The organism is Streptomyces sp. SD31 (assembly GCF_052068475.1).
Taxonomy (GTDB): Bacteria; Actinomycetota; Actinomycetes; order Streptomycetales; family Streptomycetaceae; genus Streptomyces.
This window is the reverse complement of sequence record NZ_JBQHCX010000016.1, coordinates 216,483-237,813: the sequence shown is the minus strand read 5'-3', so window position 1 is coordinate 237,813 and position 21,331 is coordinate 216,483. Positions and strand designations below refer to the sequence as shown.

Annotated in this window: 22 protein-coding genes, 5 tRNA genes and 1 pseudogene; 17 read left to right on the top strand and 11 right to left on the bottom strand. The window is 69.1% G+C overall.

The genetic code is table 11. From position 1 onward, the window contains the following. Window positions 1-313 precede the first annotated feature (313 nt). The 4 genes from ACTMVF_RS31255 to ACTMVF_RS31240 all read right to left on the bottom strand — a co-directional run bounded on the left by ACTMVF_RS31255 (window position 314) and on the right by ACTMVF_RS31240 (window position 5,596). Window positions 314-889: a GTP-binding protein gene (locus ACTMVF_RS31255; RefSeq protein WP_030051303.1), complete on the bottom strand. Its 576-nt coding sequence runs from the start codon at window positions 887-889 to the stop codon at window positions 314-316. Further along, window positions 870-1,268 (bottom strand): DUF742 domain-containing protein, encoded by a 399-nt coding sequence (locus ACTMVF_RS31250; RefSeq protein WP_003997626.1) that lies wholly within the window; start codon window positions 1,266-1,268, stop codon window positions 870-872. Before ACTMVF_RS31250 ends, ACTMVF_RS31255 begins: the two co-directional genes overlap by 20 nt. Window positions 1,269-1,381: 113 nt before the next feature. Further along, window positions 1,382-1,795: a roadblock/LC7 domain-containing protein gene (locus ACTMVF_RS31245; protein WP_003993189.1), complete on the bottom strand. Its 414-nt coding sequence runs from the start codon at window positions 1,793-1,795 to the stop codon at window positions 1,382-1,384. A 9-nt stretch (window positions 1,796-1,804) separates the two neighbouring features. Continuing rightward, complete coding sequence (locus ACTMVF_RS31240) at window positions 1,805-5,596, bottom strand: nitrate- and nitrite sensing domain-containing protein (RefSeq protein WP_441274438.1); 3,792 nt, start codon at window positions 5,594-5,596, stop codon at window positions 1,805-1,807. Between the two features lie 605 nt (window positions 5,597-6,201). Between ACTMVF_RS31240 and ACTMVF_RS31235 the strand changes: the two genes are divergently transcribed. After that, complete coding sequence (locus ACTMVF_RS31235; RefSeq protein WP_441274437.1) at window positions 6,202-6,384, top strand: hypothetical protein; 183 nt, start codon at window positions 6,202-6,204, stop codon at window positions 6,382-6,384. 101 nt (window positions 6,385-6,485) lie between these two features. Here the strand turns inward: ACTMVF_RS31235 and ACTMVF_RS31230 are convergent, their stop codons facing one another. Continuing rightward, a complete protein-coding gene (locus ACTMVF_RS31230; protein WP_441274436.1) occupies window positions 6,486-6,899 on the bottom strand; it encodes a hypothetical protein in 414 nt (137 codons plus the stop codon). 255 nt (window positions 6,900-7,154) lie between these two features. Between ACTMVF_RS31230 and ACTMVF_RS31225 the strand changes: the two genes are divergently transcribed. The 8 genes from ACTMVF_RS31225 to ACTMVF_RS31190 all read left to right on the top strand — a co-directional run bounded on the left by ACTMVF_RS31225 (window position 7,155) and on the right by ACTMVF_RS31190 (window position 10,810). Beyond that, the gene (locus tag ACTMVF_RS31225; protein ID WP_441274435.1) at window positions 7,155-7,940 is read left to right on the top strand and encodes a fumarylacetoacetate hydrolase family protein; all 786 of its coding nucleotides are present in this window, start codon (window positions 7,155-7,157) and stop codon (window positions 7,938-7,940) included. Beyond that, a complete protein-coding gene (gltX, locus tag ACTMVF_RS31220; RefSeq protein ID WP_441274434.1) occupies window positions 7,924-9,408 on the top strand; it encodes a glutamate--tRNA ligase in 1,485 nt (494 codons plus the stop codon). Before ACTMVF_RS31225 ends, gltX begins: the two co-directional genes overlap by 17 nt. A gap of 98 nt (window positions 9,409-9,506) precedes the next feature. After that, a complete protein-coding gene (locus ACTMVF_RS31215; RefSeq protein ID WP_441274433.1) occupies window positions 9,507-10,238 on the top strand; it encodes an HAD family hydrolase in 732 nt (243 codons plus the stop codon). Window positions 10,239-10,331: 93 nt separating this feature from the next. After that, window positions 10,332-10,403, top strand: a tRNA-Gln gene (locus ACTMVF_RS31210). A gap of 36 nt (window positions 10,404-10,439) precedes the next feature. Next, a tRNA-Glu gene (locus ACTMVF_RS31205) sits at window positions 10,440-10,512 on the top strand. Window positions 10,513-10,541: 29 nt separating this feature from the next. Continuing rightward, window positions 10,542-10,614, top strand: a tRNA-Glu gene (locus tag ACTMVF_RS31200). A gap of 20 nt (window positions 10,615-10,634) precedes the next feature. Beyond that, a tRNA-Gln gene (locus tag ACTMVF_RS31195) sits at window positions 10,635-10,706 on the top strand. A gap of 28 nt (window positions 10,707-10,734) precedes the next feature. Continuing rightward, window positions 10,735-10,810 (top strand) — tRNA-Glu (locus ACTMVF_RS31190). A 50-nt stretch (window positions 10,811-10,860) separates the two neighbouring features. Here the strand turns inward: ACTMVF_RS31190 and ACTMVF_RS31185 are convergent. Further along, window positions 10,861-11,505: a MerR family transcriptional regulator gene (locus ACTMVF_RS31185; RefSeq protein ID WP_441274432.1), complete on the bottom strand. Its 645-nt coding sequence runs from the start codon at window positions 11,503-11,505 to the stop codon at window positions 10,861-10,863. 72 nt (window positions 11,506-11,577) lie between these two features. Between ACTMVF_RS31185 and ACTMVF_RS31180 the strand changes: the two are divergent. Beyond that, a pseudogene (locus ACTMVF_RS31180) lies at window positions 11,578-11,979 on the top strand (monooxygenase family protein); the annotation flags it as partial. Here ACTMVF_RS31180 and ndgR read toward each other — a convergent pair. Next, window positions 11,930-12,646, bottom strand: a complete 717-nt coding sequence (ndgR, locus tag ACTMVF_RS31175; protein WP_015036427.1) for an IclR family transcriptional regulator NdgR — start codon at window positions 12,644-12,646, stop codon at window positions 11,930-11,932. The pseudogene ACTMVF_RS31180 and the gene ndgR sit on opposite strands and share 50 nt — an antisense overlap. Window positions 12,647-12,841: 195 nt before the next feature. Here ndgR and leuC point away from each other — a divergent pair, with 195 nt between their 5' ends. The 4 genes from leuC (at window position 12,842) to ACTMVF_RS31155 (ending at window position 16,173) form a co-directional block, all read left to right on the top strand. After that, the gene (leuC, locus tag ACTMVF_RS31170) at window positions 12,842-14,272 is read left to right on the top strand and encodes a 3-isopropylmalate dehydratase large subunit (protein ID WP_441274431.1); all 1,431 of its coding nucleotides are present in this window, start codon (window positions 12,842-12,844) and stop codon (window positions 14,270-14,272) included. Window positions 14,273-14,278: 6 nt separating this feature from the next. Further along, window positions 14,279-14,872, top strand: a complete 594-nt coding sequence (gene leuD, locus ACTMVF_RS31165; protein ID WP_441274430.1) for a 3-isopropylmalate dehydratase small subunit — start codon at window positions 14,279-14,281, stop codon at window positions 14,870-14,872. 288 nt (window positions 14,873-15,160) lie between these two features. Beyond that, complete coding sequence (locus tag ACTMVF_RS31160) at window positions 15,161-15,391, top strand: hypothetical protein (protein WP_003997611.1); 231 nt, start codon at window positions 15,161-15,163, stop codon at window positions 15,389-15,391. Window positions 15,392-15,528: 137 nt separating this feature from the next. Next, the gene (locus ACTMVF_RS31155; RefSeq protein ID WP_301996640.1) at window positions 15,529-16,173 is read left to right on the top strand and encodes an HU family DNA-binding protein; all 645 of its coding nucleotides are present in this window, start codon (window positions 15,529-15,531) and stop codon (window positions 16,171-16,173) included. A gap of 72 nt (window positions 16,174-16,245) precedes the next feature. Here the strand turns inward: ACTMVF_RS31155 and ACTMVF_RS31150 are convergent, their stop codons facing one another. Beyond that, complete coding sequence (locus ACTMVF_RS31150; RefSeq protein WP_441274429.1) at window positions 16,246-16,449, bottom strand: hypothetical protein; 204 nt, start codon at window positions 16,447-16,449, stop codon at window positions 16,246-16,248. A 120-nt stretch (window positions 16,450-16,569) separates the two neighbouring features. After that, a complete protein-coding gene (gene cofC / locus ACTMVF_RS31145; RefSeq protein WP_441274428.1) occupies window positions 16,570-17,208 on the bottom strand; it encodes a 2-phospho-L-lactate guanylyltransferase in 639 nt (212 codons plus the stop codon). A gap of 169 nt (window positions 17,209-17,377) precedes the next feature. Here cofC and ACTMVF_RS31140 point away from each other — a divergent pair, with 169 nt between their 5' ends. From ACTMVF_RS31140 to ACTMVF_RS31130, 3 genes are read left to right on the top strand one after another with little or no spacing between them, the layout of a single operon-like run. Further along, complete coding sequence (locus ACTMVF_RS31140; protein WP_441274427.1) at window positions 17,378-18,166, top strand: lysophospholipid acyltransferase family protein; 789 nt, start codon at window positions 17,378-17,380, stop codon at window positions 18,164-18,166. After that, window positions 18,163-19,173 (top strand): NAD(P)H-dependent glycerol-3-phosphate dehydrogenase, encoded by a 1,011-nt coding sequence (locus ACTMVF_RS31135; protein WP_441274426.1) that lies wholly within the window; start codon window positions 18,163-18,165, stop codon window positions 19,171-19,173. Before ACTMVF_RS31140 ends, ACTMVF_RS31135 begins: the two co-directional genes overlap by 4 nt. 59 nt (window positions 19,174-19,232) lie before the next feature. Continuing rightward, window positions 19,233-20,390 (top strand): D-alanine--D-alanine ligase family protein, encoded by a 1,158-nt coding sequence (locus ACTMVF_RS31130; RefSeq protein WP_441274425.1) that lies wholly within the window; start codon window positions 19,233-19,235, stop codon window positions 20,388-20,390. Window positions 20,391-20,402: 12 nt separating this feature from the next. Here the strand turns inward: ACTMVF_RS31130 and ACTMVF_RS31125 are convergent, their stop codons facing one another. Next, entirely contained in the window at window positions 20,403-20,912 is a 510-nt protein-coding gene (locus ACTMVF_RS31125) for a DUF3515 domain-containing protein (RefSeq protein WP_441274424.1), read from the bottom strand. Window positions 20,913-20,932: 20 nt separating this feature from the next. Then, a complete protein-coding gene (locus ACTMVF_RS31120) occupies window positions 20,933-21,166 on the bottom strand; it encodes an Lrp/AsnC family transcriptional regulator (RefSeq protein WP_003997603.1) in 234 nt (77 codons plus the stop codon). Window positions 21,167-21,331 lie beyond the last annotated feature (165 nt).

Sequence of the window (21,331 nt, the reverse complement as noted above, 5' to 3'; positions counted from 1 at the left end):
TACGTAGTACTGCTGAGTACGTCTTTGACTATTGGGCAGTTCTCGCATTCCAGCACGTCGGCCTGCGCTCTTCCAAACAGTGGAAGAGGAGGATAACGAGTGATGTAAGCCCTAGATAAAACGGTCATACAGAACGAGCCCCGCCAAAAGACGGGGCGTTCGTACGCGCAGCGATACCGCTTGACCGCGACGAGTGGCCGTACCACCCGATTCCTCTGCCGAAACGTTATGAACAAGGGAGCCGACCGTGTCAAAGGCCACAGTCGGCTCCGCCGCATCTACGACAACTGCCGTATTGCGCTTCCGACTTGCGCTACCGCAGCCGCGCCATCAGGGCGTGCTCGACCAGCGTGATCAGCGCGCTCTTGGCATCGGCCCGGTGCCGGGCGTCCGTGGTGATGATCGGCGCGTCCGGGCCGATCTGCAGTGCCTCGCGCACCTCGTCGGGTGTGTAGGGCTGGTGTCCGTCGAAGCCGTTGAGGGCGATGACGAAGGGAAGTCCGCTGTTCTCGAAGTAGTCGACCGCCGGGAAGCAGTCGGCGAGGCGGCGGGTGTCCACCAGGACGACGGCGCCGATCGCGCCGCGCACCAGGTCGTCCCACATGAACCAGAAGCGGTCCTGGCCGGGCGTACCGAAGAGGTACAGGATCAGGTCCTGGTCCAGGGTGATGCGGCCGAAGTCCATGGCCACCGTGGTGGTGGTCTTGTCCCCGGTGTGCGTGAGGTCGTCGATGCCCGCGCTCGCGGAGGTCATGACGGCCTCGGTGCGCAGCGGGTTGATCTCCGAGACGGCGCCCACGAACGTGGTCTTGCCCACGCCGAAGCCACCCGCCACCACGATCTTGGCGGAGGTGGTCGCCCGGCCCGGTTCAGAGCTTGCGAAGTCCACTGAGCACCCTTTCGAGCAGCGTCACATCCGGAGCGCCGCCGTTGTTCTCGTCGCCGCCCGGCTGGTGGATGGCGACCAGGCCGGCCTCAGCGAGGTCCGCGACCAGGATCCTGGCCACGCCCAGCGGCATGGACAGCAGCGCGGAGACCTCGGCGACCGACTTCACCTCACGGCACAGGTGGCAGATGCGCTGGTGCTCCGGAAGGAGCCCCATGAGCGCTGCCGGGTCGGCCGTGGTGCTGATCAGGGCCTCGATGGCCAGCTGGTAGCGGGGCCGGGTCCGGCCGCCGGTCATCGCGTACGGACGTACCAGCGGCTGGTCGCCCTCATCCTCGTACGGCTCCGCGTACGGATCATGAGAGGCGGTGGGCGGGGTCATGAATCCTCCGGGCGGGGACAGCAAGTCGGTCAGTCAAGCCGTCAGGTGAAGGCCGATGGGGGGATTGTGGCGGCCGGACGGTGATTTGGTGAGACGGGTGGATCCGCGGGTGATCAGTGGAGCAGACTGCCTTGGAGCTCGGCGCGCAGGTCCGGCGTGAGCACTGCGCCCGCGCGGTCGACCAGCAGCGCCATCTCGTAGCCGACGAGGCCGATGTCGCACTCGGGGTGGGCGAGAACGGCCAGGGACGAACCATCCGAGACGGACATGAGGAAGAGGAATCCTCGCTCCATCTCGACGACGGTCTGTGCCACGCTGCCGCCCTCGAAGATCCGGGAGGCCCCTGCCGTGAGCGAGGTCAGACCCGATGCGACGGCCGCCAGCTGGTCGGCACGGTCACGCGGGAAACCCTCGGACATCGCCAGCAGAAGGCCGTCGGCGGACACGACGACGGTGTGGGACACCCCGGGGGTGTTGTCCACGAAGTTGGTGATCAACCAGTTGAGGTTCTGTGCCGCCTGGCTCATCTGGCTCAACTAACGCTCCTGCTGGTGAGTGGGGTTCGGGAAGCTGCCGGTCTGGCCGTTACCGACCTGGCGACCTTGCGCGATACCCCGACGGAGATTGGTCAGCCGGCCGCGTACGTCGTCAGGCGCACGCGAGACAGCCGGACCGGATTGGTGCTGTTGCTGCTGAGCCGTGCCCGGGACGAGGTTCGCCCGAGGTACCCGGCGCGGCAGGCCGGAGGTGGTGACACCGCCTGCGGCCGGCTGCCGGACGCGTTCCGCCTGCCGTACGAGGTCGTCGTTCGGCGAGCTGCGCCAGGCGGTCGATGAGGTCCGCTGGGGAGCGGAGGACGGCTGCGCCGGAGCCGCGGAAGCCTGCGGCTGCTGCGGGGCGGAAGCCGGAGCCGAGCCGCCCGCGCCGGGCTGACGGCCCTGCTGGTTGCCCTGCGGGCCGCCGTGGAACCAGTTGGTCTCCAGCGTGTCGTACAGCGGGGTACGGCCGTCACCGGGACCCGCCGGCGGCAGCGCCTCGGGCTCCTGGCGTGCGGCCCGCTGCTGCGGACGCGGCGGGACCGGGGGCTGCTGGGCGCCGAAGTCGGAGCCGCCGCCGTACGTGCCGTTGACCTGCGGCCGCTCGAACTGCCCGGTGGAGTCGGGGTTCTGGCGGCCGGGCAGGGCGTGCTGGCCCGTCGAGCTGCCGTCGTACCCCTGCGGCGAGGCGAACTGGCCCGTCTGCGACGAGTTGTTCTGCCCGTTCGGGGTGCCGAAGACGTCCGAGCGGACGAACTGACCGTTGTTCTGCGGCTCGTTCGCACCGGGGCGAGTGGACTGGCCCGTGCTCTGCGAGTCGTACCCACCCGGGGCCGGGGCGCCGAAGTCCAGGCGGCCGAAGTCCGACGGGCCGGCGTTCGGGCCCGGGCCCTGGCGGCCGTCGGGGCGTCCGATCGCCGGGATCTCGGCGGTGGAGCCGGGACCCTGGAAGTCGTCGATCTGTGGCATCCGGGAGGTCTGTGCGGGGTCCTCGTCGTGTCCCCGCGGGGTGTCGAGCGAGGCGCGCGGCACCGGCGGCTGCGCGTTCTCGTCGCTCCAGCTGGGGCGGGACGGCTGGTTGCCGCCGGGCAGCTCGGCACGCGGTCCACCACGCGGCGGCAGCTGCGGCTGACGGCCCCGGCGGCCCTTCTCGTTGCCGGCGGGCGGGGACTGCGGCGACGAGGGTCCACCCGGCCGCGACTGGTCGAGGCCGGAGGAGGCGCCACGGGAGCCACCGAAGGGGTCCTGACCCGTGCCCGCGGCCTGCAGACCCTGCGGGGCACCCGGAGCCTGGCCACCGAACCCGGCGCCCGCACCGGCCGGAGGCCGGCCCTGCGACGGCGCGCCCGGACCCTGCGGTCCACGCGGTGCACCCGGTCCACCGGGAAGTCCGCCACCATCACGCCCCGGCAGCGCGGCCCGCGGTCCCTGACCGGCACCGAGCCGGCCCCCACCGGACGCACCGGCACCGAGCGCACCACCACCCGGCGCACCGGCGCCGAGGGAGCCGCTGCCGGCCTGGGCCTGGGCCTGGGCCTGGCGACGGGCGGCAGCCGCACCGGCGGCGGCCTGCGCGGCGGCCGGACCACCGGAGACACCCGGACCGCCCGGACCGGGCTTGCCCGGAGCGGGCTTCTTGCCGCCCTGGGCGACGTCGACGGGGAGCATGACCAGCGCGGTCGTACCGCCGGAGTCGGACGGGCGCAGCTGGATGCGGATGCCGTGCCGCTGCGACAGACGACCGACCACGAAGAGGCCCATGCGGCGGGAGACGGAGACGTCCACGGTGGGCGGCGAGGCGAGCCGCTCGTTGATCGCGGCGAGGTCCTCGGGGGAGAGGCCGATGCCGGTGTCGTGGATCTCGATCAGCACGCGGCCGTCGGGCAGCGCGTGACCGGTGACCTTGACCTTGGTCTGCGGGGAGGAGAACGAGGTCGCGTTCTCCAGCAGCTCGGCGAGCAGGTGCACGAGGTCGTTGACCACACGGCCGGCCACTTCGGTGGTCGGCACGGAGGCCAGCTCGATGCGCTCGTACTGCTCCACCTCGGACGCGGCGGCACGGAGCACGTCGACCAGCGGGACCGGGCGGGTCCAGCGGCGGCCGGGCTCTTCACCTGCGAGGACGAGGAGGTTCTCACCGTTACGGCGCATACGCGTCGCGAGGTGGTCGAGCTTGAACAGCGAGGACAGCTGGTCCGGGTCGGCCTCGCGGGACTCCAGTTCGGAGATGAGCGAGAGCTGACGCTGGATGAGGCCCTGGGAGCGGCGCGAGAGGTTGGTGAACATCGCGTTGACGTTGCCCCGCAGCAGGGCCTGCTCGGCGGCGAGGCGGACCGCCTCGCGGTGCACGTCGTCGAAGGCCGCGGCCACCTGGCCGATCTCGTCCCGGGAGTGCACACCGACCGACTCGACGGAGGTGTCGACGTCCTGCGGGTCGGACTCGGAGAGCTGCTTGACCAGCTCGGGCAGTCGGTCCTGGGCGACCTTGGTGGCGGTCTCCTCCAGGCGGCGCAGCGAGCGGATCATGGAGCGGGCGACGACGAACGCGCCGACCAGCGAGACACCGAGCACGAGCAGGATCAGCGCACCGGAGATGATCGCCTCGCGCTCCGACTCGTTGCGCAGCTCGCGGGCCTTCTGCTCCATGTCCTCCAGCAGCGTCGTCTCGATGGCGCGCATCTGCTGGATCTTGGTGGTGCTGTCGTCCACCCAGTCCCGGTACGACCGCTTCTCCAGCGACTGCAGACCGGTGTCGGTGGTGAGGGCGCGGTTGGCGTAGGTGTCGGTCGCCTTGATCGTCGCGTTGTTCTCGCCGATCGGCTTCAGGAGCTCCTCGGCGGACTCCGAGCCGTAGATGCTCTTGAAGCTGCGGAGCTCGGACTTCTGGCTCTCCAGCGCGGAGTCGGCGTACAACCGGTCGTTCTCCGACAGGTCGCCCGCGGCGGTGTTGTTCGCCGGCAGCGCCGCCGCGAGGACCGCGCGCTGGATGGACGAGTACTCCTTGGCCGAGGAGAAGGCCGCCAGGGCACGCGTGCTCTGGATCATCTCCGGGTTGCTGGTCGCCTCCGCCATGTCCTGCGAGAGGCCGAGCAGGTTGGTGATCAGCCGGTGGTAGGCCTCCACGGTCTGGGTGGAGTTGTCCTCGGCCTTGTAGGCGACGTTGCGGATCTCGGCGAGGGTGCCCAGTTCCCGGACGAGCTGGACGATGTTGTCACGGACGCCCGTGAGGTTGCCGTCCTTGCTGCTGTCGTCGATCTCCTCGGAGGCTTCCCGGAAGCTCTCCGCAGCCCGGTCCGTCTTGTCCCGGTAGCCCTTGACCGTGTAGTCGGTCGCCTTGGCGCCGTGCGCCAGCGGACCGGCGGACTGGTCGCGCTCCTCCTGGAGCGCGGTGGCGAGCTCGGTGGCCCGCTTGGTCATGTCCGTCAGCAGCTTCATGTTCTCGAGCTGCTGGATGTCGTCCATGTTGTCGCTGATGCGCAGCGCGCCCAGCGAGGTGGCCGCGACCACCGGGAGGGTGAGCAGCGCCACCAGACGCGTGGAGATACGCCAGTTGCGCAGGGCTATTCGCGCGCCGGGGCCGCCGGATCCCTTCGGGGCCTTCTTCGCCGCCGGAGCGGAAGGGGCCGTCGCCCCCGAGGACGCCGACACGGCGGGGCGCCCGGGGCGCTCACCGCCCTCGACGGACGGGGCCGGGCCCGGGTTCTGGGCGTGCTGGGGGGAGGGACCTCGGTCGGTCCCGCCGTGCTCCGGCTCCGCCGAAGCGCTGCCATCCCTCTTGAAACGTCCCTGCACTAGCGTCGCAACCTCTGGACCAGGCGCCCCTCCGCGTGAACGGACGGACACGGTGTCGGCGTCTTTCGGGAGCGCCCTGAATACGCTCCCTGATGGTCGTGGGTGACCGGCGCTGGCTCCCCCTTCTCGCCGCCACTAGGCGCTCGATGCGCCCCCTGTGCGCCGGCTCGATCCTGCGGCGGTCCGTGGAATTCCAGCACAGTGCAGGATCTCCAACAAGGCCCGTAGGTCGAGCCGTGACATACGTGACACCACGTGAGGACCAGATTACCTGCCGTAGAAAGCGATCCCACCCATAACGGACGTATGCCCACGAGCCGTTCGGGTGTGGAGGGTGTCCCAGTCGCCATGATCAGGAGCGGAATGACAGGTTCAGGGGTGCAATGTCCGTTTCGGAAGGGTGGATTGCGAGCCCGAATTGGCCGGTTTGTCCGCGAACTCGTGAGCAAACTCACACGCGAATCAAGGGGTCTGCGCAACTTCCCGAGGGAATTGCATGTTTAGCCTGACGCTTTACAAGAGGGATGTTTCTGCCAACCCGCGTCCGGACGCAGGCCCATCGTGGCCGGTCCGGGCGCCCCGTCACGACAGGGCTCAGTAGAACCGTGAAGACGACGACGATGATCCGCACGATAGCCAACCCGCGGCGCACGACGCTGGCGCACCTCGACGGCGCCGACGAGCTGCAGGCCCCGCAGCAGCCGGAGCACTCCCTCGACCTTCCCGCTCAGACCGCCAACCCCAAGCGCACCATCCTCGAGGAGCTGCCCGTCGCTGCCGCCCAGTAGTACGCGGGCGGACGGGCGTTTGTTCAAGCCGCGATGTCCGGCGCGCGACGGTCGGGGCGCCCCGCGTGGTGTGCGAGGCGCCCACTCCTAGGAGGGCCGGCCTAGTTGGCGGCGCAGGCCATGGTCCAGGGGCCGTAGGAGCCGCTGACGTAGGCGCCGTTGTCCACGTGGCCGACGCGGTAGTAGAAGCAGGCGTTCTCGTTCATGTCGGTGTCGTAGACGTACGCGTTGTCCAGGTTCCACCCGGTGTAGCCGCCGGTGTAGTCCACGTTGATCTTGGTGTGGCTGGTGGAGGGGCTGCCCGTCGTGGGGTTCGTGTACTGCAGGCGCACGCCCTTGCCGTCCGTGCAGGTGTCCAGGAACTTGAAGGTGTCGCCGTTGTCGATGAAGTACACGGCCCCGCAGCTGTCGCTGGAGGAGTTCGTGTAGGTCGTGGCGTAGGACGAGGTTGCCGTCCCCAGGGTGAGGGCCGAGGCTGCGAGGGCTGCGATGGCAAAGCGTCTGGCGTGGGCCATGTCTCTCCTTGGTGCGAGCGCAGGGTTACGCGTCACCTGCGATCAGGTGAACGATGCGTGTTCGGGGTGACACTCTGCACGGCTCATGATCTTCGCACAAGAGTTCGAGCGGGGTGCGTTGGTCATCTGTGATCGGAAGCCTTCTGAACCCCCGTTGATCACGACTGGAGACAGGCCTCAGATCCTCGGGGCCCCCTCCCGCGCTAGCCTGGAGCGTCAGACTCCAGCCGGCTCAAGTGAGGGGCGCAGGATCCCGTGCGCATCGCCAGATTCTCCATCGACGGGAATGTCGCCTTCGGCGCGGTCGAGGGCGACAAGCCGGACGAGCTCGTGCTCGACATCATCAAGGGCATCCCGTTCGCGGACTTCGAGCTCTCCGGCACGAAGGTGCCGCTGAGCAAGGTCAGGCTGCTGCCCCCGGTGCTCCCCAACAAGGTCGTGGCGTTCGGCCGCAACTACGCCGAGCACGCGCGCGAACTCGGCAACGACGTGCCCGACGCCCCGTTCGCCTTCTTCAAGCCGTCCACCGCGGTGATCGGCTCCGGCGACGAGATCCAGTACCCGTCCTTCACCGAGGACCTCCACCACGAAGCCGAACTGGCCGTCGTCATCGGCCGCATGTGCCGCGAGGTCCCGCGCGACCGCGTCAAGGACGTGATCTTCGGGTTCACCTGCGCCAACGACATCACCGCCCGCGACGTCCAGAAGCGCGAGAAGCAGTGGGCCCGGGCCAAGGGCTTCGACACCTCCTGCCCGCTGGGCCCCTGGGTGGAGACGGACCTGGACCTCAAGACGGCGTCCGACCTGACGCTCCAGCTCACGGTCAACGGCGAACAGCGCCAGCTCGGCCGTACCAGCGAGATGATCCACCCGATCGAGGACCTGATCGTCAACATCTCCGAGGCCATGACGCTGCTCCCCGGCGACGTGATCCTCACGGGCACCCCGGCAGGGGTCGGCCCCCTCAACGTCGGCGACGAGGTCGCCGTCACCATCGAAGGCATCGGCACTCTCACCAACAAGGTTGTCAAGCGTGGCTAGCGCACCCGTCCGCGTACGTTTCTGCCCCTCGCCCACCGGTAACCCCCATGTGGGCCTGGTCCGCACCGCCCTGTTCAACTGGGCGTTCGCCCGGCACCACCAGGGCACGCTCGTCTTCCGCATCGAGGACACCGACGCGGCCCGCGACTCCGAGGAGTCGTACGACCAACTGCTCGACTCGATGCGCTGGCTCGGCTTCGACTGGGACGAGGGCCCCGAGGTCGGCGGCCCGCACGCGCCGTACCGCCAGTCGCAGCGCATGGACCTCTACAAGGACGTCGCGGCCAAGCTCCTGGACGGCGGCTACGCCTACCACTGCTACTGCTCCCAGGAGGAGCTGGACACCCGCCGTGAGGCCGCCCGGGCCGCCGGTAAGCCGTCCGGCTACGACGGCCACTGCCGAGACCTCACGGCCGTGCAGGTCGAGGAGTACAAGGCCCAGGGCCGCGAGCCGATCGTCCGCTTCCGCATGCCCGACGAGACGATCACCTTCACGGACCTGGTCCGCGGCGAGCTGACCTTCACGCCGGAGAACGTCCCGGACTACGGCATCGTCCGCGCCAACGGCGCCCCGCTCTACACGCTCGTCAACCCGGTCGACGACGCTCTGATGGAGATCACCCACGTCCTGCGCGGCGAGGACCTGCTCTCCTCGACGCCCCGGCAGATCGCCCTGTACAAGGCGCTGATGGAGCTGGGCATCGCCAAGGGCATCCCCGAGTTCGGCCACCTGCCGTACGTGATGGGCGAGGGCAACAAGAAGCTGTCGAAGCGCGACCCGCAGTCGTCGCTGAACCTCTACCGCGAGCGCGGCTTCCTCCCCGAGGGCCTGCTCAACTACCTCTCCCTGCTCGGCTGGTCGCTCTCGGCCGACCAGGACATCTTCACGATGGACGAGATGGTCGCGGCCTTCGACATCGCGGACGTGAACCCCAACCCGGCCCGCTTCGACCTGAAGAAGTGCGAGTCGATCAACGGCGACCACATCCGCCTGCTCGATGTGAAGGACTTCACCGAGCGCTGCCGCCCGTGGCTCCAGGCCCCCTTCGCCCCGTGGGCCCCGGAGGCCTTCGACGAGGTGAAGTGGCAGGCGATCGCCCCGCACGCGCAGACCCGTCTGAAGGTGCTGTCGGAGATCACGGACAACGTCGACTTCCTGTTCCTGTCGGAGCCGGTGTTCGACGAGCCGTCCTGGACGAAGGCGATGAAGGAAGGCAGCGACGCCCTCCTGAGGACCGCCCGCGAGAAGCTGGACGCGGCCGACTGGACCTCCCCGGAGTCGCTGAAGGAGGCCGTCCTGGCCGCCGGTGAGGCGCATGGCCTCAAGCTCGGCAAGGCCCAGGCCCCGGTCCGCGTGGCTGTCACGGGCCGCACGGTCGGCCTGCCGCTGTTCGAGTCCCTGGAGGTCCTGGGCAAGGAGACGACCCTGTCCCGGATCGACGCGGCGCTGGCGAAGCTCGCGGCGTAGACGCCGACGCGGACGTGAGGGGCGGCACCCGGACAACCGGGTGCCGCCCCTTCGCCGTACTCCGGACAGGGCGGCAACTGCCGGGTTACCGTCGGATCATGAGCATTCTGGCCGTGGTCTGGGACGTCGACGACACCCTGTTCGACTACTCCGGTGCCGACCGCGCCGGAATGCGCCTGCACCTGGCGGCCGAGGGGCTGCTGGACGGGTACGAGACCGTCGAGCAGGCCATCGTGCGCTGGCGCGAGATCACCGACGCGCAGTGGGCGCGGTTCTCGGCGGGCGAGGTCGACTTCCAGGGGCAGCGCCGGGACCGGGTGCGGGTGTTCCTGGGAGAGGAGCTGACCGACGCGGAGGCCGACGCCTGGTTCCAGCGGTACGTCGCGCACTACGAGACCGTCTGGGCCCTCTTCCCGGACGTCCTGCCGGCCCTCGACGCCCTCGCCGCCAGCCACCGGCACGCCGTGCTCTCCAACTCCAGCATCCACGTCCAGGACCGCAAGCTGCGCGCCCTCGGCGTGTACGACCGCTTCGAGGCCGTTCTCTGCGCCGCCGAACTCGGCGTCTCCAAGCCGCAGGCCGACGCCTTCCACGCGGCCTGCCAAGCCCTGGACCTCGCCCCGCAGCAGGTGGCGTACGTCGGCGACCACCCGGAGATCGACGGCCGTGGCGCCGCCGAAGCCGGACTGCGCTCCTTCTGGATCGACCGTGACGCCGTGTACGCGACCGGCGACGCACCCGTCGGCCTCCACCGGATCGCCTCCCTCGCCGAACTCCCCGCGATCCTCGGCGCGGATACCCGTTTTGGAGCCCCGTCCACCTTCGGGTAATGTTCTTCCTGCGCCGCCGGGAGCGGGCCGAAAGGCCGGAAACCCGGAGGAGCAAATACTAGAACAAGATCCCCGCAGGGGCTTGCGTTCCAGTGGCCTATGGTGTAATTGGCAGCACGACTGATTCTGGTTCAGTTAGTCTTGGTTCGAGTCCAGGTAGGCCAGCTCGCAGAAGCTTTGATGAAACACAGCATCTGCAAAGCCCCCGTTGTGTAGCGGCCTAGCACGCTGCCCTCTCAAGGCAGTAGCGCCGGTTCGAATCCGGTCGGGGGTACTGATCTCGATCAACTCGGGATCGCTAGGGCCCCCGTTGTGTAGCGGCCTAGCACGCCGCCCTCTCAAGGCGGTAGCGCCGGTTCGAATCCGGTCGGGGGTACTGTCTGGTCTAAACCACATTGGTCTATGGTGTAATTGGCAGCACGACTGATTCTGGTTCAGTTAGTCTTGGTTCGAGTCCAGGTAGACCAGCTCGGACCTGCGGAAACGCAGGCTCCACGCCCCCGTTGTGTAGCGGCCTAGCACGCCGCCCTCTCAAGGCGGTAGCGCCGGTTCGAATCCGGTCGGGGGTACCACATGAAGGCCCTTCGCTTCGGCGGAGGGCCTTCGTCGTGCCCGGCGTCGGCTACCCGAAGCCGTACCGCCGCGTCGTCTCCTCCTCCTGGGCCAGCCGGCGCAGCGCCTGCAGCACCGGCTCGTTGAGGATCGCCCCCAGGATCGCGAACTCGATCCGCTCCGCCTCCGACGGGTGCGTCTCGATGTTGTCCAGGTCGAGGACGGCTGTCCGGTGCATCAACTCGGCATACGGCGCGAGCAGTTCGGCCCCCCAGCCGTGGCCGAGCCGGCGAAACGCGGCCACCGCCACCACCAGCGAGCGATAGGCGGGGGAGATGGTCGTGAGCCGCTTGGCGTTCTCCCAGCCGAGCCGGTCCAGGAGCGTGTTGACCTCCTGCTGAGCGGCCTGGACGTACTCGTCGTCCTCGTCCGGCTCCGGCACCTGTGGCAGTGCCCACAGCGCCGCGCCGAGGCGGATCGAGCGGCCCAGCGAGTCGTCGTCGACGTGCCCGAGCACCTCCCGGACCGTCGCCACCGGCACCCGCCCGACCTGGATCATCGCGCGCACCAGACGCAGCCGGCGCAGATGTTCCTCGTCGTACTCGGCGGTGCGGGCGTTGATCTGTCGGCCGGGGGCCAACAGCCCTTCGCGCAGGTAGTACTTGATCGTCGCGATGGGCACCCCGCTGCGCTCGCTCAGTTCCGCCAGTCGCATCTCTTGCGCCCTCCCTTGGGGAGTATCACTATCCAAGCGTCCCCAAGGAGGATAGTGCCGCTATCCGGCAGGGCCATGCCGCGGACGTACTACGTGGTCCAGTACTGGGAGTCCAAGGAGAAGCTCTACGCGTACGCGACCTCGCCCGGCGTGCTCCACCACCGCGCGTGGGCGCTCTTCAACCGCAAGGAGCGGGAGGGCAAGGTGCGCGGGCACGTGGGGCTGTGGCACGAGGCTTACGTGGTCCCCGAGGGGGCGTACGAGTCGATCTGCGCCGACATGGCGGCGTTCGGACTCGCGGCGGCGCATGGGCCGGTGCCGCTGGAGAAGCGGGGGCGCTGCGCGCAGGTGACGGGGGGCTCGGGGGAGTGGGGAGGGTCTGCCGCGGCGTTGAGGCGGACCCTCCCCACTGACGTACCCGATGTCAGCCGGTGCGGCGCAGGGCTTCGGAAAGACGGGCGGCGGCGTCGATGACCGCCTGGGCGTGCATACGGCCCGGGTGGCGGGTCAGGCGCTCGATCGGGCCGGAGACCGATACGGCGGCCACCACGCGGTTCGACGGGCCGCGTACGGGTGCGGAGACGGACGCGACGCCCGGCTCGCGCTCGCCGATCGACTGGGCCCAGCCCCGGCGTCGTACGCCGGAGAGCGCCGTGGCCGTGAAGCGGGCGCCCTGCAGACCGCGGTGCAGGCGCTCCGGCTCCTCCCAGGCCATGAGGATCTGGGCCGAGGAGCCCGCCTTCATCGTGAGTGTCGAGCCGACCGGGACCGTGTCCCGCAGGCCGGACAGGCGTTCCGCCGCGGCGACGCAGATGCGCATGTCGCCCTGGCGGCGGTAGAGCTGTGCGCTCTCGCCCGTGACGTCACGGAGGTGCGTGAGGACCGGGCCGGCGGTGGCGAGGAGACGGTCCTCACCCGCGGCCGCGGCCAGTTCTGCCAGGCGAGGGCCGAGAATGAAACGGCCCTGCATGTCGCGCGCCACCATGCGGTGGTGTTCCAGAGCCACGGCCAGCCGATGGGCCGTGGGTCGTGCCAATCCGGTGGCCGCCACAAGCCCCGCGAGGGTGGCCGGACCGGACTCCAGGGCGCTCAGGACAAGGGCTGCCTTGTCCAGAACGCCGACGCCGCTACTGTTGTCCATGAAACGATACTCGCGTCTCACTCTGTGAAACGCAAGTTCAATTTTCCGTGGAACACGCCACTCTGGAAGACACGAAGGCAATGCGGCCCGCAGACAAACGGGCCCGGTGGCGGACGCCCGAACAGGGGCGGCGGGCGCTGCCTCCTCAAGATCTCTAGTTGGGCCGGTGGACGCTTGCCGGCCGGAGGGAAAGCGATGGGTAGGACACTCGCGGAGAAGGTCTGGGACGACCATGTCGTCCGGCGCGCCGAGGGCGAGCCCGACCTCCTCTTCATCGATCTGCACCTGCTGCACGAGGTGACCAGCCCGCAGGCCTTCGACGGCCTCCGCAAGAGCGGTCGCCAGGTGCGCCGGCTCGACCTGACCATCGCGACCGAGGACCACAACACCCCGACCCTCGACATCGACAAGCCCATCGCCGACCCGGTCTCCCGGGTCCAGCTGGAGACGCTGCGCAAGAACGCCGCCGAGTTCGGTGTGCGCCTGCACCCGCTGGGCGACGTGGAGCAGGGCGTCGTGCACGTCGTCGGCCCGCAGCTGGGTCTGACCCAGCCCGGCATGACGGTCGTCTGCGGTGACTCCCACACCTCCACGCACGGCGCCTTCGGTGGCCTGGCGTTCGGCATCGGCACCTCCCAGGTGGAGCACGTGCTGGCCACCCAGACGCTGCCGCTGGTCCGCCCGAAGACCATGGCCATCACGGTCAACGGCGAACTGCCCGAGGGCGTCACCGCCAAGGACCTGATCCTGGCGATCATCGCCAGGATCGGTACCGGCGGCGGCCAGGGCTACGTCCTGGAGTACCGCGGCTCCGCCATCGAGAAGCTCTCGATGGAGGCCCGCATGACCATCTGCAACATGTCGATCGAGGCCGGCGCCCGCGCGGGCATGATCGCCCCCGACGAGACCACCTTCGAGTACCTCAAGGGCCGCCCGCACGCGCCCAAGGGCGAGGACTGGGACGCGGCCGTCGCGTACTGGAAGACGCTGAAGACGGACGAGGACGCCGAGTTCGACGCCGAGGTCGTCATCGAGGCCGCCGAACTGTCGCCGTTCGTCACCTGGGGCACCAACCCGGGCCAGGGCGCGCCGCTTTCGGCGAACGTCCCCGACCCGGCTTCGTACGAAGACGCTTCGGAGCGCCTCGCCGCCGAAAAGGCCCTGGAATACATGGGGTTGGAGGCCGGCCAGCCGCTGCGCTCCATCAAGGTGGACACCGTCTTCGTAGGCTCCTGCACCAACGGCCGCATCGAGGACCTGCGCGCCGCCGCCGAGCTGCTCAAGGGCCGCAAAGTCGCCGACGGCCTGCGGATGCTGGTCGTTCCGGGCTCCGCGCGGGTCGGTCTGCAGGCCGTCTCCGAGGGCCTGGACGTCGTCTTCAAGGAGGCCGGCGCCGAGTGGCGGCACGCGGGCTGCTCGATGTGCCTGGGCATGAACCCCGACCAGCTGGCCCCCGGTGAGCGCTCCGCGTCCACCTCCAACCGCAACTTCGAGGGCAGGCAGGGCAAGGGCGGCCGTACGCACCTGGTGTCGCCGCAGGTCGCCGCCGCCACGGCGGTCCTGGGCCACCTGGCCTCCCCGGCCGATCTGTCCGACGTCGAGACCCGTACGCCCGCTGGAGTCTGAGAAGTCATGGAAGCATTCACCACGCACACCGGCCGGGCCGTTCCGCTGCGCCGCTCCAACGTCGACACCGACCAGATCATCCCTGCTCACTGGCTCAAGAAGGTGACGCGGGACGGGTTCGAGGACGGGCTGTTCGAGGCCTGGCGCAAGGACGAGACGTTCATCCTCAACCAGCCCGAGCGCCAAGGCGCCACGGTTCTGGTCGCCGGTCCCGACTTCGGCACCGGTTCCTCGCGTGAGCACGCCGTGTGGGCGCTGCAGAACTACGGCTTCAAGGCCGTCATCTCCTCGCGCTTCGCGGACATCTTCCGCGGCAACTCGCTCAAGAACGGCCTGCTCACGGTGGTTCTGGAGCAGAAGATCGTGGATGCGCTGTGGGAGCTCATCGAGAAGGACGCGACTGCTGAGGTCACTGTGGACCTCGAGGCTCGTGAGGTGCGCGCCGAGGGCATCACCGCCTCCTTCGAGCTGGACGAGAACTCCCGCTGGCGGCTGCTGAACGGCCTCGACGACATCTCGATCACCCTGCAGAACGAGGCCGACATCGCCGCCTACGAGGCGAAGCGGCCGTCGTTCAAGCCGCGCACGCTCCAGGGCTGAGCCAAGGCACGCTCCAGGCCTGAGCCAAGGCTTCGGCGCAAGGCGACTTTCGGCCACCGCAACACCGCCCAGTACCCCCGATCAGCCCCGATCGGGGGTACTGCCATGTCTGCACCCGAACGGCCCTGCGCCGGGTGAGTGCCGTGCTCAACTTCCCACGTTACGAAGGGTGTTGCCGGGGTACGCGAGTGTTGTATCCGCGGCTTTCGCAAGTGCCCGGAAGGCCATTCGAGGCCGGAGTTGCACCCCTGGCAGGCGACAACTCGCCCCAGATGGCACAATCTGTGCATGGAACACGACGGCCAACTCGAGCTCTATGCGGCAGTCGCGGACCAACTGAAGGAAGCGCATGCAAGGGTGCGCGCACTGCAAGTCCCGGAGGGCGTACGGATGGCGCTGACCCGGAAGCTGCTGGTCATTACGGCCGCGGCCAAGCACGACGTCGCCGAAGCGACAAGGCGTCTGGAGCGGTTCATCGCGGACCTCGACGCGGGGCGATTCCCCGAAGAGGAACGCTGAACACCTTCGAGATCGCCGAGTCCGTTGCGGCACAAGGGTGATTAGCCCGTTTCGTGTTTGATTTGCGGTATATATCTGCCTAACGTGCGAAAAAGCTTGAACACTTTCGTTCTGGCGATGTCTCCGAAGGGGAAGACGTGAACAAGGCGCAGCTCGTAGAAGCGATTGCCGACAAGATGGGCGGCCGCCAGCAGGCCGCCGATGCTGTCGACCACGTACTGGACGCGATCGTCCGCGCGGTCGTCGCGGGTGAGCGGGTCTCGGTCACCGGCTTCGGTTCGTTCGAGAAGGTCGACCGCCCGGCTCGTTACGCCCGTAACCCCCAGACGGGCGAGCGGGTTCGGGTCAAGAAGACCTCTGTTCCGCGCTTCCGTGCGGGTCAGGGCTTCAAGGACCTGGTGAGCGGTTCGAAGAAGCTCCCGCGGGGCGGCGAGGTCGCGGTCAAGAAGGCGCCCAAGGGCAGCCTGACCGGCGGTGCCGCGGCGACGGTCAAGAAGGCCGCCGCGAAGAAGACCACCAAGGCGGCCGCCGCGAAGAAGACGACGGCGAAGAAGACGACGGCCAAGAAGACCACGGCCACGGCGAAGAAGACCACCGCGAAGAAGGCGCCGGCGAAGAAGACCACGGCGACCGCCAAGACCACCGCGGCGAAGAAGACCACGGCCAAGAAGGCGACGGCCAAGAAGGCCCCGGCGAAGAAGGCGACCGCCAAGAAGGCCCCCGCCAAGAAGTCGACGGCTCGCAAGACCACCGCCAAGAAGGCCACCGCCCGCAAGAGGTAGAACCCGCAGGGGCACTCACGCGCAGGGCCGGACTCCGTGGGGAGTCCGGCCCGCGGCGTGTTCAACTGCCGTTCACAGTGTTTGCAGGGTGACCAGCGTGATGCGCAGGGACTCGCCCTCGCCCTCCGTCTCGATGCGGACCCGCTGCCCGGGGCGCAGCAGTCGTAGGCCTCCGGCGTCGAAGGCGGGGGCGTCGAAGGGAACGGGGGTGCCGTCGTCCAGGAGGACGCTGCCGGAGCGGGTGTCGGCGTCGTAGGTGTATGCGGTGGCCTGCATGGCCCTCAGCCTATGCGCTCCTCCGTGAGTGCGCGTTGGATCGTCGTTTGACTGCGGCCCGTGTGGGCTGGGCGGCGGTTCCCCGCGCCCCTGAGCTGCGCGCCCCTTCGGGGCGCTCGGCTACAGCCCGTTGATCAGCAGTCGTGCTGCCATCGCCGCTGTGCGTGGCCCCACCCCCAGGGCCAGTGCCGCCCGCAGGTCGTCGCCGGTGTCCACGTCCTGGCGTACTGAATCCACCGCGTCGAGGCCGAGTTCCACCGCCCCGGACTCGCGATGGCGAACCCTGGAATTCGTACCGAATGACGGCAGTAAATCCCTGCCCGGGGCGGCGGCCAGCAATGTGGTGCCGATCGCGGCCGCATCGGGGAGAAAAGCGCGCGGGAATTCAGCTGCCGAGTCCAGGACCCGGGCCAATTCCAGCGGGCGCAGGGCGGGGAGGTCGGCGTTCAGGGCCGCCACGGCGCTTTCGGGACGTGAGGACCGTACGACCACCGCCCCGTGCGCCAGAGCCGCGTTCAGGCCGTCGCCGGGCTCGTCCGGGACGATATGGGCGCCAAGTGCGCCCAGCTCGCGGCCGGCCAGGGCGTCGTCCGTGACGACTGCCACATCTTTCACTGCCGGGCAGGCCAGCGCCGCCGCGACGGTGTCCTGGGCGAAGGCGAGGGCCAGTCCCGGGCGCAGTCCGTCGCTCGCGGTGTCCGAGAGCCTGCTCTTCGCCCGAGCCAGGGGCTTCAGGGGTATGACCAAGGTCCACTGCACGAGCGTCTCGTCCCTCTCTAGTCGCGGCCATTGTCACTCAGCCGTCACCAGGGGCATCTGGTGGTTGTGGCGGTGGGGCGTACGGTGTTCTCGACAGACCGGCGGCCTGGGGCGACACTTGTGCGGCCCCCCGGCCCGATGTCCTTGATTCCTAGAGGAAGGTGTCCGCGTGCCCCGCCGCAGAATCGGCTTCTGGTACCGCTTCGCCGCGGTGCTCTGCAAACCGCCGCTGGTGGTTCTGATCAAGCGGGACTGGCGCGGAATGGAGCACATTCCGGCCGAGGGCGGATTTATCACCGCGGTGAACCACAATTCGCACATCGATCCCTTCACGTACGGGCACTTTCAGTACAACACCGGCAGGGTTCCGCGATTCCTGGCGAAGAGCGGGCTTTTCAAGAAGGGATTCGTCGGTGCCGCGATGCGCGGCACCGGGCAGATCCCTGTCTACCGGGAGACCACGGACGCGCTGAGCGCCTTCCGTGCCGCGATCGACGCCGTGGAGCGCGGCGAGTGCGTCGCGTTCTACCCGGAGGGCACCATCACCCGGGACCCGGAGCAGTGGCCCATGACCGGCAAGACCGGTGCCGCACGCGTCGCGCTGCAGACCAAGTGCCCGGTGATCCCGGTCGCGCAGTGGGGGGCCAACGAAGTGCTGCCGCCCTACGCGAAGAAGCTCAACCTCCTTCCGCGCAAGACCCACCGGGTCCTCGCGGGCCCGCCCGTCGATCTCGCCCGCTTCTACGACAAGGAGATGACTCCGGAGTTGCTGAAGGAGGCGACCGAGGTCATCATGGCCGCCATCACGGCCCAGCTGGAGGAGATCCGCGGCGAGAAGGCGCCCGAGACGCCGTACGACCCGCGCCAGGAGCGCATCGAGCAGCGGCGCAGGACCGCCGCGCAGAACCGGCAGGCGCAGCAGGTGAGGGCCGAGCAGGAAGAGGGGCAGGGCACGTGAGCAAGCCCGTCAAGGCGGCCGTCATGGGCACGGGATCGTGGGGCACTGCCTTCGGCATGGTTCTCGCCGACGCCGGCTGCGAGGTGACCCTCTGGGCCCGTCGCGCCGAACTCGCGGAAGCGGTCAACTCCACCCGTACGAACCCCGACTACCTTCCCGGCGTCGAACTTCCGGAGAACCTGCGGGCGACGCCGGACGCCGCCGAGGCCACGCACGGCGCCGACTTCACCGTCCTCGCCATCCCCTCGCAGACGCTGCGCGGCAACCTCGCCGAATGGACGCCGCTGCTCGCGCCCGGCACGATCCTCGTCTCGCTGATGAAGGGCGTCGAACTCGGCTCCGCGATGCGGATGAGCGAGGTCATCGAGGACGTCGCCAAGGTCGGCCAGGACCGCATCGCCGTGGTCACCGGGCCCAACCTCGCACGCGAGATCGCGGCCCGCATGCCGGCCGCCGCCGTGGTGGCCTGCACGGACGAGGCCGTCGCCCAGCGGCTCCAGTCCGCTTGCCACACGCCGTACTTCCGGCCGTACACCGAGACCGACGTGGTCGGCTGCGAGCTGGGCGGTGCCGTGAAGAACGTCATCGGCCTCGCCGTCGGCATCGCGGACGGCATGGGACTCGGCGACAACGCCAAGGGCTCGCTCATCACCCGCGGCCTGGCGGAGACCGCCCGGCTCGGGGTCGCGCTCGGCGCCAACCCGCTGACGTTCGCCGGTCTCGCGGGACTCGGCGACCTGGTCGCGACCTGCTCCTCGCCGCTGTCCCGCAACCACACCTTCGGCACCAACCTCGGCAAGGGCATGACCCTGCAGGAGACCATCGCGGTCACCAAACAGACCGCCGAGGGCGTCAAGTCCTGTGAGTCCGTGCTGGATCTGGCCCGCCGGCACGGCGTCGACATGCCCATCACGGAGACGGTCGTGGGAATCGTCCATGAGGGCAAGCCGCCTGTGGTGGCTCTGAAGGAGCTGATGTCGCGCAGCGCGAAGCCGGAACGACGCTGAGCGAAGGGGACCCTCCGGACGCTGACTCGGCCCCTACGGGCGGGTACGCTCATCGCGATATGAGCACCGAGAACCTCCCCCAGAGCCCTGACCAGCCGCCTCGCAAGCCGCGCGTGGCCGTCGTGTTCGGCGGTCGCAGCTCCGAGCACGGGATCTCCATGGTCACCGCCGGCGCCGTACTGCGTGCGATCGACCGGACGAAGTACGACGTCCTGCCGATCGGCATCACGCGGGAAGGCCGCTGGGTGCTCACCGCGGACGAACCGGAACGGATGGCGATCACCGATCGCCGTACGCCCGAAGTCGAGGATCTCACCGACTCCGGCGAGGGCGGCGTGGTGCTCCCCGTCGACCCCGCGAACCGCGAAGTCGTCTACAGCGAGCCCGGATCGGTGCCCAAGGCGCTGGGCGAGATCGACGTCGTCTTCCCGGTGCTGCACGGTCCCTACGGCGAGGACGGCACCCTGCAGGGCCTGCTGGAGCTCTCCGGAGTCCCTTACGTGGGCTCCGGCGTGCTCGCCTCGGCCGTCGGCCAGGACAAGGAGTACATGAAGCGGGTGTTCACCTCGTTCGGGCTCAAGGTGGGCCCGTACGTGGTGATCCGGCCGCGCGAGTGGGAGCAGGACGAGTCCGCCGCCCGCAAGAAGATCATCGATCTCGCCGGCGACCACGGCTGGCCGCTCTTCGTGAAGCCCGCGCGCGCGGGTTCGTCGATCGGCATCACCAAGGTCGACGACCTGTCCGGCCTGGACGAGGCGATCGCCGAGGCCCAGCGGCACGACCCGAAGATCCTCGTCGAGGCGGCGCTGCGCGGCCGTGAGATCGAGTGCGGGGTGCTGGAGTTCGAGGACGGCCCGCGCGCCTCCGTACCGGCCGAGATCCCGCCGCCGGACGCGCACGCGTACTACGACTTCGAGGCCAAGTACATCGACTCGACCCCGGGGATCGTGCCGGCGCCGCTGACGGCGCAGGAGACGGCGGAGGTGCAGCGGCTGGCCGTGGACGCCTTCGAGGCGGCCTCGTGCGAGGGCCTGGTGCGCGCGGACTTCTTCCTCACCGAGGACGGGGAGTTCGTGATCAACGAGATCAACACGATGCCCGGTTTCACGCCGATCTCGATGTATCCGCAGATGTGGCAGGCGAGCGGGATCAGCTACCCGGACCTCGTGGACAAGCTGCTCCAGGCGGCGTTGCGGCGGTCCACCGGCCTCAGGTGACGGCCGTCGTGTTCAGTTGGCGATCCCCGTGGGGATCGCCTTCTTGACGGCCGCCGCCAGGTCGATGAGCACACTCGAACTGTCCCGGCCCTTTTCCACGGTGACCTCGACATAGGCGCGGCGCAACGCGGACGTGAACCGATAACCCCCGTCGTCCTGCTTCTCCATCAGCCACCTGACGCCGTTCACGCCGCCGGCCACCGCGTCCGGATCCCGGCCTTCCGCCACCTTGGGATCGAGCATCTTGGGCGGCCTCGCGACACCGCACCGCAGTATGATCGCCGAGTCCCCCCACCCGGCGGTCAGCGCGGACGCGGGCGAGGGGTCCGTACGGCTCTCACCGTCCACCTTGGCCGGCAGTACCTTGTCCAGGTTCTGGCACAACTTCGTGGTCTTCGCGTCGGCGCCGGGAACCGCCGCCGACGCGCTGCCGTCTGCTGATGAGCAGCCCGCCGCGGTGATCAGCAGGACGAGCACGGGCAGCCCGAGGACGGAAATGTGCCGGTGACGGAAAGAGTTCACCGGCCAAGGGTAGACGGGGGCTACAGATGTACGACCGGGCAGGTCAGGGTGCGGGTGATGCCATCCACTTGCTGGACCTTCGCGACCACCATGCGCCCCAGGTCGTCGACTGTGTCGGCCTGGGCGCGCACGATGACGTCGTACGGTCCTGTCACGTCCTCGGCCTGGATGACTCCAGGGATCTTGCTGATCGTCTCGGCGACGGTCGACGCCTTGCCGACCTCCGTCTGGATCAGGATGTACGCCTGTACCACGGAACCTCCAGGGCGGCCACGAGGATCATGTGGGGAAAAGGAACGCCACGGTATCGCGTCGCCGCTCGCCGCGGGGAGACCCACGGGGACCGGGGCTTGCGCGCCGGGGTTCCGGCACGACAGAAGTTGACGTACACCTCGACCGTAGCGAGGACAGTAGTGACG

What these genes read in the sequence shown, in the direction of transcription:
- ACTMVF_RS31160 (WP_003997611.1), top strand. Translation starts at nt 15,161, where the DNA reads ATGGAACACGACGGCCAACTCGAGCTCTATGCGGCAGTCGCGGACCAA.
- ACTMVF_RS31185 (WP_441274432.1), bottom strand. Translation starts at nt 11,505, where the DNA reads ATGCGACTGGCGGAACTGAGCGAGCGCAGCGGGGTGCCCATCGCGACG.
- ACTMVF_RS31245 (WP_003993189.1), bottom strand. Translation starts at nt 1,795, where the DNA reads ATGAGCCAGGCGGCACAGAACCTCAACTGGTTGATCACCAACTTCGTG.
- ACTMVF_RS31215 (WP_441274433.1), top strand. Translation starts at nt 9,507, where the DNA reads ATGAGCATTCTGGCCGTGGTCTGGGACGTCGACGACACCCTGTTCGAC.
- ACTMVF_RS31130 (WP_441274425.1), top strand. Translation starts at nt 19,233, where the DNA reads ATGAGCACCGAGAACCTCCCCCAGAGCCCTGACCAGCCGCCTCGCAAG.
- leuD (WP_441274430.1), top strand. Translation starts at nt 14,279, where the DNA reads ATGGAAGCATTCACCACGCACACCGGCCGGGCCGTTCCGCTGCGCCGC.
- ACTMVF_RS31230 (WP_441274436.1), bottom strand. Translation starts at nt 6,899, where the DNA reads ATGGCCCACGCCAGACGCTTTGCCATCGCAGCCCTCGCAGCCTCGGCC.
- ndgR (WP_015036427.1), bottom strand. Translation starts at nt 12,646, where the DNA reads ATGGACAACAGTAGCGGCGTCGGCGTTCTGGACAAGGCAGCCCTTGTC.
- ACTMVF_RS31150 (WP_441274429.1), bottom strand. Translation starts at nt 16,449, where the DNA reads ATGCAGGCCACCGCATACACCTACGACGCCGACACCCGCTCCGGCAGC.
- ACTMVF_RS31250 (WP_003997626.1), bottom strand. Translation starts at nt 1,268, where the DNA reads ATGACCCCGCCCACCGCCTCTCATGATCCGTACGCGGAGCCGTACGAG.
- leuC (WP_441274431.1), top strand. Translation starts at nt 12,842, where the DNA reads ATGGGTAGGACACTCGCGGAGAAGGTCTGGGACGACCATGTCGTCCGG.